This window comes from Chromobacterium sinusclupearum (assembly GCF_002902845.1).
GTDB lineage: Bacteria > Pseudomonadota > Gammaproteobacteria > Burkholderiales > Chromobacteriaceae > Chromobacterium > Chromobacterium sinusclupearum.
In genome coordinates, this window is record NZ_PPTF01000058.1 from 19,611 (window position 1) to 32,240 (window position 12,630).

Genomic DNA, 12,630 nt, shown 5'->3' on the forward strand with positions numbered 1-12,630 from the left:
TCATCCCTTGCCGGCGCCAGTCTGTCGACCCGGCCTGTTCAATGAAGAAGAATTGCCGCCGCGCAGCACCAAAGCCACGCCTGCCGCAGCCATAACCATACCGCCCAGCGCCAGCGCGCTCAAGCGTTCGCCAAACAGCCACCAGGCCTGCAGCGCGGTCAATCCGGGCACCAGATACAGATAGGCCGCCACCCGGCTGACATCGCCATCGCGCAGCATCCGCATCAGCAGCAATACGGCCAGCACCGACAGCATCAGCACGCTCCACCCCAGCGCGAAAATGAACTCTCCGCTCCATACCACTTTGTCGCCGCGCTCAAACGACAGCGCCAGCAGGCCGGTCACGCAAAATGCCGACAGATACTGATGGAAGGTGCCCGTCAAAGGATGGACGCCCTGCCCCCTGCGCTTCTGGTACAGCGTACCGAAGGTGATCATCAGCAGGCCGGCGGCGACAAACGCAATGCCAGGATTGCCACTTAGCGCCAGCCCCTTGCTGCCGGCGATCACCAGGGCCGTTCCGGCCAGTCCCAACGCCAAACCCAGCCACTGCACCGCGCGGAAACGCTGTTCGCCCAGCCACCAAGACAGCACAGCCGTCAGCAAGGGCTGCAAGCCCATGACCAGCGCCGCCAGCCCGGCCGGCACACCCAGCTTGATCGCGGCGAACAGGCAACCCAGATAACCGCCATGCAGCAATCCGCCGCTGACCCACTGCCGCCTCATTTGCGGCGCGGTTGGCCAAGACGGGCGCAGCGCCGCCACCAGGCCTGCAAAGCACAGCAAGGTCAGCGCCATGCGGATGGCCAGGAAGGTGAACGGCCCGCAATACGGCAGGCCGAGCTTGGCGCCGGTAAAACCGGTGCTCCACAGCAGCACGAATACCCAGGGTATCCACTGATTCGCGCGCATGAGTCCTCCATGACATGCAAAACAAATGGCGGCCTCAGGCCGCCATGTCAAAGATATAAATCGGATTGTATCAGCTACGCTTGCTCCGCGCATTGGCGGCAATGCGCATGCGCAGCGCGTTCAGGCGGATGAAGCCGGCCGCGTCGGCATGATTGTAGGCGCCGCCGTCTTCGTCGAAAGTGGCGATGGTCGGATCGAACAGCGAGTCGGTCTTGGATTCGCGGCCGACGACGATCACATTGCCCTTGTACAGCTTCAGCCGCACCCAGCCGTTCACCGTGGCCTGCGAGGCGTCTATCATCTGCTGCAGCATGGCGCGCTCCGGGCTCCACCAGTAGCCGGTGTAGATCAGCTGCGCGTACTTCGGCATCAGTTCGTCCTTCAGGTGGGCCACTTCGCGGTCCAGGGTGATGGATTCGATGGCGCGGTGCGCTTTCAGCATGATGGTGCCGCCAGGGGTTTCGTAGCAGCCGCGCGACTTCATGCCGACATAGCGGTTCTCCACGATGTCCAGGCGGCCGATGCCGTGCTTGTTGCCCAGGCGGTTCAGCTCGGTCAGCACCGCTGCCGGGCTCAGCGCCTTGCCGTTGACGGCGACGATGTCGCCCTGCAGGTATTCCAGCTCCACATACTCCGGCTGGTCCGGCGCGTTTTCCGGGCTGACCGACCACAGCCACATGTCTTCTTCCGGCTCGCGCGCCGGGTCTTCCAGCACCGTACCTTCATACGAGATATGCAGCAGGTTGGCATCCATGGAATACGGGCTGCCGCCGTTCTTCTTCTTGCTGATGTCGATGCCGTGGGTTTCGGCATAGGCCAGCAGCTTTTCGCGCGACAGCAAATCCCACTCGCGCCACGGCGCGATCACCTTCACATCCGGTTTCAGCGCGTAATAGCCCAGCTCGAAGCGCACCTGGTCGTTGCCCTTGCCGGTGGCGCCGTGCGAGACGGCGTCCGCGCCGACCTGGTTGGCGATCTCGATCTGGCGCTTGGCGATCAGCGGGCGGGCAATCGAGGTGCCCAGCAGGTATTCGCCTTCGTAAATGGTATTGGCGCGGAACATCGGGAACACGAAGTCGCGGACGAATTCCTCGCGCAGATCCGCAATGAAGATGTTCTCCGGCTTGATGCCCAGCGACACCGCCTTTTGCCGCGCCGGCTCCACTTCTTCGCCCTGGCCGATATCGGCGGTGAAGGTCACCACTTCGCACTGGTACTCGTCTTGCAGCCACTTGAGGATCACCGAGGTATCCAAACCGCCGGAGTACGCCAAAACCACTTTTTTGATGTCAGACATTGCTTCTCTTTCCACTAAATTGTTTGCCTATGCGCCGAAGGGAGGACTTCAGTCCTGGCTGCGTCCCAACAGCAGGAATTCGATCAGGGCTTTTTGCACGTGCATGCGGTTTTCCGCTTCGTCCCACACCACGCTCTGCGGACCGTCTATCACCTCTGCCGCCACTTCCTCGCCGCGGTGGGCGGGCAGGCAGTGCATGAACAAGGCGTGGGGCTTGGCATGCTGCATTAGCGCCACCGTCACCTGATAGCCGGCAAAAGCCTCGCGCCGCGCGATTTGCTCGGCCTCGTAACCCATGCTGGTGAACACGTCGGTGGTGACGATGTCCGCTTCCTGCACGGCGCGCACGGGGTCCTGGGTCAGCTCCAGCACATCAGGGCCGTAATGATGGCCATCGAGCGCGGTCAGCTCGTAACCCAGCGGCGACGCTACTTTCAGCTTGAAGCCTAGCAGGCGCGCGGCCTGCAGCCAGGTGCGGCACACATTGTTGCCGTCGCCTATCCAGGCCACGGTCTTGCCCTTGATCGAACCATGCCGCTCGACATAGGTGAAAATGTCGGCCAACACTTGGCACGGGTGGTACTCATTGGTCAGGCCGTTGATCACCGGCACCCGCGAGTGGGCGGCCAAGCGCTCCACCAGACCCTGTTCGAAGGTGCGGATCATGATGATGTCGCTCATCCTGGACAGCACGCGCGCGGTGTCTTCGATAGGCTCGCCGCGGCCAATCTGCGAACTCTTGGTATCCAGAAACATCGCGTGGCCGCCCAGTTGCGCCATGCCGGCCTCGAACGAGACGCGGGTGCGCGTGGAATTCTTTTCGAACACCATGGACATCACCTTGCCGACCAGCGGCCGGTACAGCTCGCCGGCGCTTTGTCGTCGCTTCAGGACCTGGCTTCGCGCGAAGAGATGGTGGTACTCGTCGGGAGTGAGGTCGCTGAACTGCAGGTAATGCCTTACGGACGTCATGATGCTCCAATCAAAAAAAGAGGCCGTTGCGCGTGCAACACCAAGAGGTGATTTCATGCGCAACGGCACATTACTACACGCTGGTCTCAAGTCACTTTACAAATGCCGCACCCCCATAAGCACACAGGCATGTTTTACAGAAATGCGACATTTGTTATATTTATCGGAAATCGCCCTGTCTGACAAGCACTCAGTTGAACAGGCTGCGCCCCGGCAGCTCCGCCCACTCCTCCGGCCGCAGCACCCGCACGTAGAATTCCCCGCCATCTTCGGCCAAACCATGCATTTCTATGGTTTTTTGCGTTTTTTGCAAACGCGCCAGATAAGCCAGTATGGTGTCGTCTATCACCTGCCCCGGCACCAGCACCGGAATGCCGGGCGGATACGGCACGATCTGGTCGCAACACACGCGCCCGCTCAGCGCGGCATTCGGCCGTCCGTCGTCATCCAGCAGCGGCAAACGTTCGCCGGCCTCGTAGAATGCGTCGCGCGGCAGGCAGGCCAGGCGGGTGAAGCGCGGGATTTCCGGCATCCGCCCCAGGGCGCGCGGCGGCCGGCCTTCCTTGGCCAGCCGCAGCATCGCGTCATACAGCCGCGACAACTTGCTGCGGGTGGTGCCTATGGTCAGCAGGAGCGTGATGGTGCTGAAGGTCGACTTCTCCACCTGGACGTTGTAGCGCTCGAACAGCGCCTGCTGCAGCTCGTCGGCGGTGAAGCCGGAACGGCTGAAATCGACCGTCAGCTTGGTGGGATCCAGCTGAATGCCGTCCTCGCGCATTTCTTCCGGCAATAGATCATTCAGCTCCAGCACGCGGAAGGCACCGGTGGAGTTGATCTTCTCCCGCAGCTCCTGCGCCAGCTTCAAGGTGCGGTCCAGCAGGCGGTAGCCTTCCATCACCGCCTGCTTGCGCGCCACGTCCAGGCTGGCGATCAGGTTGTACTGCGGGCTGGTGGAAGCATGCATATTGAAGTTTTCACGGAACAAATGCTCGTCGAAGCGCGGGTCGTTGACGTGAATCATGCTGGCTTGCGAGAACGCCGACAGCACCTTGTGCGTGCTTTGCGTCACGTAGTCGGCGCCGGACTCCAGCGCGGTGGGGCGGAAGGCCGGATGGAAGCGGGCGAAGCCGTACCAGGCCTCGTCCACGATGACCTTGATGCCCTTCTCGTGCGCCGCCTCGATGATGGGCTTCAGGTCGTAGCGCAGGCCATCGTAAGTGCATGAAGTCAGGATCAGCACGCGCGCGTCCGGATTCTCGTCTATGGCCTGGAAAATGGTCGTCTTCGGCACCGGCCCGAAAATGCCGTACTGGCGGTTGATCGACGAGTCCAGATACACCGGCCGCGCGCCGGACAGAATCACGCCGTGATGCACGGACTTGTGACAGTTGCGATCCAGCAGCAGCTTGTCGCCCGGCGCCAGCAGCGTCTGGAAAATCACCTTATTGGATGTGGAGGTGCCGTTGGTGGCGAAATAGGTCTTGCGCGCGCCAAAGGCCTTGGCCGCCAACATCTGCGCCTCCGCGATGACGCCGGTGGGATGCAGCAGCGAATCCAGCATCGGCACCGATACCGACAAATCCGCGCGCAGCAGATGCTCGCCGACGAACTCGTGGAAGTCGCCTACCCACGGGCTGCCCTTCAGCGAATCACCGCCGGAGTGGCCAGGCGTATGCCAGGAATCCTTGGCCATCCTGACATACTGTTTGAGCCGGTCATAAAAAGGAGTGGCGGATTTTTCCGCCAATTCGGCCGACAAAATGCGGAACCAGCCGTTGAAATCGGCTTCGTCGCGGTAGAAATAGCCGTCCACCGCATGGCTGGCCAACTCCTCCACCAGCGCTCGCTCGTCGTCATCCCGCAAGAAGACGTACAGCGAGATTTCCGGACGGAAATCGCTGATGCGGTTGGCCAGCTGCGCCGCCGCTTCGCCATTGGCGGTGCCCTTCAACTGCCGGTCCACCAGCGCCACCTGCACTTCGCCGTCGCGGGCAAGCAGCTCCATGGTTTCCGCCGTGGCGTTGGCGGCAACGAAAGTCAGGCCAAACGGATTCTCCAGCCGCACGGCGGCGGCCCCCAGGCCCGCCATCACTTCGGCTTGCCAAGTCACATCGTCGCTGACCACGAGCACGCGGCTAACGGGTTTCATGATGGTTTCTCCTGATTGTGTTTGCCGCGCACATTGTTATATGTGGAGTCTGTCCGGCCATGCGCGTGTTTTTTGTTTCCCCCTATCCTATCCGCATCCTGCGCCCGCCGTCATTATGCAGGCGCACATCGGCCGCATACGTTACAATTGCGCCATGCTGACCGATGCCGAAAAAGACGCCATACGCGACCACTATCGCGCCATTTCCGACCGCCTGCCGGGCTTCCGCCCGCGCGCCTCGCAACGCCGCATGCTGGCCGAAATCGCCAATGCGCTGGCGCGCTCGCAAGAGAAAGTCGGCGACGAATGGCCGGAGCGCGAGGGCGAAAGCATTACCGTGATCGAGGGCCCGACCGGCGTCGGCAAGAGCTTGGCTTATCTATTGGCCGGCGGCGTGATGGCGCGCACGCGCGGCAAAAAGCTGGTGGTCACCAGCGCCACCGTGGCGCTGCAAGAACAACTGGTCAACCGCGACCTGCCCTTCGTGGTGGAAAACAGCGGCCTGCCGCTGACCTTCGCCCTGGCCAAGGGCCGCGGCCGCTATCTGTGCCCGTACCGCCTGTACGGCCTCACCGCCCAGCACGCGCAGCAAAGCCTGCTGCAGCCGGACCCGATGATGGCGCTGTGGGACCACAAGCCGGAACAGGCCGAACTGGACGCGCTGACCGCCATGGCCGATGCCTTCCATCAGCGCAAATGGAACGGCGACCGCGACAGCTGGGACAGCGTGGTGGAAGACGGCCTGTGGGCGCGCGTCACCAATGACCGCCACGGCTGTTTGAAAACCGCTTGCCCCAACCGCGTGGAGTGCCCGTTCTATCTGGCGCGCGACACGCTGGAAAACGTGGACGTGGTGGTGGCCAATCACGACTTGATGCTGGCGGACGTCTCCATGGGCGGCGGCGTCATCCTGCCCGCGCCCGAGGAAAGCTTCTATTGCATAGACGAGGCGCACCATCTGGCCAAGAAAGCCATCAACCAGTTCGCCGCTGAGCATTCGCTCGGCCAGGCGCTGGGCTGGTTGGACAAGGTGGCTGCCGTCGTGGTCCATGCCGAGGCGCATACCGGCAAGGCCGAATTGGCGAGCAGCGCCATCGACTCCGCTGCCGCCTGCGTGGAAACGCTGACCGAGTGGCAATGGCTGCTGGGCAGCGAAGAATCGCTCGCCGCCAGCAGCGACAATCTGGAGCCATCCTGGCTGATCGAAGACGGCATCCTCCCGGAGCGTCTGAAAACGCCGGCCGCCAATATGGCGATTTCCGCGCGCGCGCTGAGCAAGCAGCTGGACGATATGGGCAATGCCCTGTCCGAGGCGCGCAAGGACAAAAGCGGCGACGCCGACCTGGACAAAACCGCCACCGAGCTGGGTTTCCTGATCGGTCGCGCCGAGCAGCTGATGGCGGTGTGGGACTTGTTCGATACCGAAACGCCGGAAAACGCGCCGCCTATCGCCAAATGGATTACCCGCCGCTCCGAAGGCAAGGGCGACTATCTGTTCTCCGCGTCGCCCGTCAGCGCCGCCGCCAGTCTGGCCGCCACCCTGTGGCGCCGCGCCGCCGGCGCCATCCTGACCTCCGCCACGCTGCGCTCGCTGGGCGACTTCGAGCTCTTGCTGTCGCAAACCGGCCTGAAATGGCTGCCCAAAGTCAGCTGCCTGGCATTGGACTCGCCGTTCAATTTCGACGAGCAAGGCGAACTGTATCTGCCGCCGCTGCTGGCCAGCCCCAAAGACCCGGGCGGCCACACCCGCGAGATTATCGAGTGGCTGCCCAAGCTGATCGACCTCTCCCAGGCGGTCGGCACGCTGGTGCTGTTCTCCTCGCGCAAGCAGATGCAGGACGTGGCCGCCGGCCTGCCGGCCGAATTGCGCGAACAGCTGCTGGTTCAGGGCGACATTCCCAAGCGCACGCTGCTGGACACCCACCATCAGCGCCTGCAAAACCAACAAGCCAGCGTGATCTTCGGCCTGGATTCTTTCTCGGAAGGCCTGGACCTGCCGGGCGAGAGCTGCGTTCACGTCATCATCGCCAAGCTGCCGTTCGCCATGCCGGACGACCCAGTGGGCAAGACGCTGTCGCGCTGGATAGAAAAGCGCGGCGGCAATCCCTTCATCGAGCTGACCGTGCCGGAAGCGTCGATCAAGCTGGTGCAAGCCGTCGGCCGCCTGATCCGCACCGAGCGCGACTACGGCCGCGTGACCATCCTGGACAATCGCCTGACTCGGCAAAGCTATGGCAAGAAGCTGCTGGCCTCGCTGCCCCCATTCAAGCGCATATGATTTTCAGGTATGATCACGGAACTTTCGCATTAGCAAATAACGCCAGCCTACAATATCCCCTAGCAAGTACGACAAAACAGGCTACACCCAAAGCAAACATACTGGTCCCACCGCCATGATCTGTAATCCGTACGAAATCGTGATCCAAGGCCTCACCTCCGAGGGTCGCACCTTTCGCCCCAGCGACTGGGCCGAGCGCCTGGCCGGCATCCTCGCCTCCTTCGACACCAATCAGAAGCTGTCCTACCACGCCTTCGTCCGCCCGATGATGCTGGAAGGCGTGCGCTGCGTGGCCGTGGACAAGAAACTGGAAAAAATCTACCCGCAAATCTTCCAGTTCCTGATGGCTTTCGCCAAAGACAATGACCTGCGCGTAGTCGATTGTCGGACACTCATCGACGAAATCTACCCGAACAAGTTTTCGGCATAAACGCAACAAGCGTCGTATTCTCGCCACTCTTTTTGCCAGTTTGGAAACAGTTTTGTCATATTCTGTGGTTAAACTCAGACAAGTTGTGAAGCGGCAGTCTAATCTGTGAACAGACATGCCGAACCTTCACGCTTCATCGCAGAACCGTCCGACTTGACTTGGAGTTCCATCATGCAAAAGAAGAATCTGGCAGCACTGGTTGCATCGCTGTTCATCGTCCCGGTCGCAGCTCACGCTGACGTCACCATCTATGGTTTCCTGAGCGCTGGCATTGAATCCGTCAAGGCCACCGGCAACGGCAACTCGGCCAACGACTACACCTCGCGTACTCGTGTTTCCGACTATAACTCCCGCATCGGCTTCAAGGGCAACGAAGACCTGGGCAACGGCACCAAGGCCATCTGGCAAGTGGAAAGCAGCCTGCGCAACTTCGAGCAAGGTGGTCAATCCGACAATAGCTCGACTCCCAACGCCACTTTTGGCACTCGCAACACCTTCATCGGCATCGAAAACGCCGACTTCGGCAAGGTGCTGCTGGGCAACAATGACTCTGCCTACAAAGTCCTGTCCGGCAGTGGCAATAGCGCGCTTGGCGTAGATATCCTGATTAACACCACCGCTGAAAACTTTGGCAAGTCTTCCGTCAACGGTCGTGGCGAAGAGCGTCTGAAGAACTCGATCCACTGGTACTCTCCGAACTGGGCCGGCTTCAAGCTGGGCGCATCCTGGGGCGTGGATGAAACGCGCGCCGTTGATCCGTCCAATGGCTCCGCCACTGACGCCAAGCGCCTGTCTTTGGGCTTAGCCTATAATCAGGGCGGTCTCAACCTGAGCACTGCCTGGGACCGTCGCTATGACAGCGCCGTGAGTGGTGACTCCAACTCCGTAGGCACCGGCTTCTCCGGCAAGAATGTCAGCCTGTACAACATTGCCGGCAGCTATAAGTTTGACTTCGGTACGTACATCGGCGGCTATTACGAGTGGGCCACTTATGACAATACCAAGGGCGCTCAGCTGAAGCAGGATGACTGGATGATCGCGCTGGGCCAGGACTTTGGCGCTGCTTCCATCAAGCTGGGCTATGGCCAGCTGGGCAGCCTGAAGAACGTATCGGCCGCCTCCAATGGCGACGACTACAAGGCCAAGCAGTGGATCCTGGGCGGTACCTATGATTTGTCCAAAACTACCCAGCTGATTGCCTATTACACCAAGATTACCAACAACGCCAAGGCTAACGCCAACTTCGCCAATGACGCGGTATACGACACTGGTCTGGGCACCAGCGGCGCCAAGCTGACGAGTGGCAACAGCCCGCAAGCCTTCGGCTTCGGCATGAAGGTTGCGTTCTGAGCCTGATTCGATCTAAAAATCGAAACCGCCACGGCATGCCGTGGCGGTTTTTTTATTACCTGGACAGATGGATCAACCACACACCCTGTTCAACCCCTCCGGCTGCGACACCAGGAAGTTGCCCTCCCCCTGCCATTGCACGATGCGCTTGTTGCGCTGGCGCTCCCACTCATCCACCGGATATTGGCGCGCCCAGGCGCACATCAGCTGCTTGTCCTGCCGGCTCATGCTTAAGCCGTAGCGCTGGTGCATATACAGCGTAATCCGCGCCGCTGCCCCCCTAACCTCCTCGCGCGGCTGAAAGCGCTTGAGCTTGAAGTCCACGATGGACTGGCACTGGCCATACACGGGCCTGGGATGAATTTCCCAAGCGCCATAGGAGAAGTTGGCGCGATCGCCGTTGACCTCCCCCACCGCCGGCACCAGATTATTCAGATCACCCTCCGCCATCTGGAACAAGGGATCATTTGCGGCGCAATTCTTGCGGCCTCCCTGCTGCCAACACTGGCGCTGATGCCCCAGCACCCAGGCCGGCACCACATGCTCCCATTCGATGCGGCTGGCCCGACTTTCCGATTTTCGTGGCTGATAGCCGCAAGATGCCCAGTCCACGTCCTTGCCCTGATAGCGGCAGCCGCAATAAAAGTCGACCTCCATGCCGGAATACAGCCTCGGCAGGATACGCTTGGCGGCAGTGAAGTTCCGATGCCCCACCTCCTTGCTGCCGCCAACCAATGGCTGAGGGCTCACCTTGTCTACCTGTATCGATGCCGCTTGCCCGGTTCCAGAGAGCAAAGCCTCGCCCAGTGCGGCCAATTGCTTGACTTCGCCAGACTTGGCCACCTGGCTCAACTGGTGAGTGTCGCAGGCAGCCAGGGACAAACTGATTGAAATTAGAAATATCGATGTTCGCATTGACCGGAGTGTAAGCACTCAAGCCAATAGCGGCAATATGATTGCCTAATTATTACAAAGCCCGCGCAAATCCATCGCGCGGGCTTCACATCCACTCCCAACAAGGGCTTACCAAATCCGGATGCGCTGCTCCTCTGGCTTGTACATCTTATCGCCAGGCTTCACTTCAAACGCGCGCTGAAACGCGTCGCTGTTGGATGTGGCGCCGATGGCGCGGAATGCCTCCGGCGAATGCGGATCGCTCACCAGGCGCTGCAGCAATGCCTCATCGCGCATCTTGCCGCGCCAGATCTGCGCAAAACCATAGAAGAAGCGCTGATCGCCGCTCATGCCGTCAATCACCGGCGCAGGCTTGCCCGCCAGCGACAACTGGTAAGCCTTGTAAGCGATCTGCAGGCCCACGTTATCCGCAATATTCTCGCCCAAGGTCAGCTTGCCGTTGATATGCTTGCCTGGCAGCGGCTCGTACGCTTCATACTGCGCCACCAGCCTGCTGGTCAGCTCATGGAAACGCGCCTTGTCCTCAGCCGTCCACCAGTCGCGCAAATTGCCATCGGCATCGTACTGGCTGCCCTGATCATCGAAACCATGGCTGATTTCGTGACCGATGACCGCGCCGATTCCACCGTAATTGGCCGCATCATCCGCCGCGCCATTGAAGAACGGAGGCTGCAGAATAGCCGCAGGGAACACAATCTCGTTTTGCGATGGATTGTAATAGGCATTGACTGTCTGCGGCGTCATGCCCCATTCGGTGCGATCCACCGGCTTGCCCAAGTGGGACAATTGCCATTCGTATTCGAAACGGTTGGCGCGCTTGACGTTGCCGACCAGATCATCGGCTTTGATCACCAGTCCTGCATAGTCGCGCCAATGCTCGGGATAGCCAATCTTCAGCATGTACTTGGACAGCTTGAGCTGCGCTGCCTGCTTGGTCTGCGGCCCCATCCAACTCAAGCCATCTATGCTTTGCCGATAAGCCTGCATCAGATTGCCCACCAGCTCCTGCATCTTCAGCTTATTCTCAGGCGGAAAATACTTGGCCACATACAACTGGCCCAAAGCCTCGCCCAATGACGACTCCACAAGTTGGACGCCACGCTTCCAGCGAGGACGTTGCTCCGGCGTGCCGGACAGGGCTTTGCCGTAAAAATCGAAGCGCGCGTCCACCATAGCCTTGTTCAGATACGGGGCATAGCCATCCAGAATATGCGCGATCAGATAGTCCTGCCAATTCAGCAGAGGCTCTTTCTGCAAAAGCTTGGCCACGCCGGACACATACTCCGGCTGCGCCACGTTGAATTCGCCCACGCCTGTCATGTCCGCGGCAGCGAAAAACCCATGCCAATCGACTTTAGGCGCCAGTTTGGCCAACTGCGCCGGCGTCATCTTGTTGTAGGTTTTTTGCGGATCGCGGTTTTCCACCCGGCTGCGCTGCAACTGGGCCAATTTGGTTTCCAGCGCCATTGCTCGCTTGGCGCGCTTGTCCGGCTGGGCATAGCCGGCCTGATGGAACAGCCGCGCCAGATAATTTTGGTACGCTTCGCGCATTTTGACGAAACGCGCATCCTTGCCCAGATAGTAATCACGATCCGGCATGGCCAGACCGCTCTGGTAAAGCTCGGGCAGGTAGGCGGTGGCATTCTTCGCATCGATGTTCACATACAGGCTGATCGGCAATTTGACATTGCTGGACTGCCAACCGCCCAGCAGCCGCGCCAGTTCGCCACGGCTAGACAGCATGGTCACCGCCTGCAGATCCGTCTCAATCGGCTGCAGCCCCAGCTTTTCCACCGCAGCCTCGTCCATGAAGCTGGCGTACAAAGCGCCAATCTGCCGCTCATTGCCCGCCGCGTCTTTTTTCGCAGAGGCCGTTTCAATCAAGCTGCGGCTGCGGGCCTCGCTCAGATCGCGCAATTCTTTGAAAGCGCCGTCCCAGGATTCGCTGGCGGGGATCTCATGCGTGTCCAGCCACTTGCCATTGACCGCCAGATAGATGTCGTCCTGCGGCCGCACATTGGCATTGAAATTGGCGGAATCGATGCCCGACACGCCATGCGCCCAAGCCTGGCCTGCAAACAAGACAGCCAAGGCTAATGCTCTCATTTTCATTATTCGTCCCTCTCGACACTCATCACAAAAGAAAGGCAGCCCATGGCTGCCTTCCGTGTCAGGTCGTTAAGACCTATTTACTGCAGGAACTGTTCCGATCCCACTATCCCCAGCTTCGTCAAACCCAAACGCTGCGACTCCGCCAGCACCATCGCCACCGGCGCATACGTCGCATCCTTGTTCGGCTTGATGTGCAGCTCCGGTTGCGGATCCGC

Annotated in this window: 8 protein-coding genes and 1 pseudogene; 3 read left to right on the forward strand and 6 right to left on the reverse strand. The window is 60.5% G+C overall.

Going from position 1 to position 12,630, the window contains the following annotated elements; all coding sequences use genetic code 11:
* The 4 genes from C2134_RS11930 to C2134_RS11945 all read right to left on the reverse strand — a co-directional run bounded on the left by C2134_RS11930 (position 1) and on the right by C2134_RS11945 (position 5,330).
* Complete coding sequence (locus C2134_RS11930; RefSeq protein WP_103320320.1) at positions 1-912, reverse strand: DMT family transporter; 912 nt, start codon at positions 910-912, stop codon at positions 1-3.
* A 70-nt stretch (positions 913-982) separates the two neighbouring features.
* Positions 983-2,209: an argininosuccinate synthase gene (locus C2134_RS11935; RefSeq protein ID WP_103320322.1), complete on the reverse strand. Its 1,227-nt coding sequence runs from the start codon at positions 2,207-2,209 to the stop codon at positions 983-985.
* 48 nt (positions 2,210-2,257) lie between these two features.
* The gene (argF, locus tag C2134_RS11940) at positions 2,258-3,181 is read right to left on the reverse strand and encodes an ornithine carbamoyltransferase (protein ID WP_103320324.1); all 924 of its coding nucleotides are present in this window, start codon (positions 3,179-3,181) and stop codon (positions 2,258-2,260) included.
* A gap of 190 nt (positions 3,182-3,371) precedes the next feature.
* A complete protein-coding gene (locus C2134_RS11945; protein ID WP_103320325.1) occupies positions 3,372-5,330 on the reverse strand; it encodes an aminotransferase class I/II-fold pyridoxal phosphate-dependent enzyme in 1,959 nt (652 codons plus the stop codon).
* A gap of 154 nt (positions 5,331-5,484) precedes the next feature.
* Between C2134_RS11945 and dinG the strand changes: the two genes are divergently transcribed.
* From dinG to C2134_RS11960, 3 genes and pseudogenes are all read left to right on the forward strand, one after another.
* Positions 5,485-7,608, forward strand: coding sequence for an ATP-dependent DNA helicase DinG (dinG, locus tag C2134_RS11950; protein ID WP_103320332.1), 2,124 nt, complete (start codon positions 5,485-5,487; stop codon positions 7,606-7,608).
* A 115-nt stretch (positions 7,609-7,723) separates the two neighbouring features.
* A pseudogene (locus C2134_RS11955) lies at positions 7,724-8,011 on the forward strand (DUF3579 domain-containing protein); the annotation flags it as partial.
* Between the two features lie 198 nt (positions 8,012-8,209).
* Entirely contained in the window at positions 8,210-9,388 is a 1,179-nt protein-coding gene (locus tag C2134_RS11960; RefSeq protein WP_103320327.1) for a porin, read from the forward strand.
* A gap of 72 nt (positions 9,389-9,460) precedes the next feature.
* On the opposite strand, the gene C2134_RS11965 is transcribed toward C2134_RS11960, so the two are convergent.
* Together C2134_RS11965 and C2134_RS11970 are read right to left on the reverse strand one after the other, a co-directional pair.
* On the reverse strand, positions 9,461-10,270 hold the full coding sequence (locus C2134_RS11965; protein ID WP_233196429.1) for an endonuclease: 810 nt from the start codon (positions 10,268-10,270) through the stop codon (positions 9,461-9,463).
* Between the two features lie 141 nt (positions 10,271-10,411).
* Positions 10,412-12,409, reverse strand: a complete 1,998-nt coding sequence (locus C2134_RS11970) for a M13 family metallopeptidase (protein WP_233196430.1) — start codon at positions 12,407-12,409, stop codon at positions 10,412-10,414.
* Positions 12,410-12,630 lie beyond the last annotated feature (221 nt).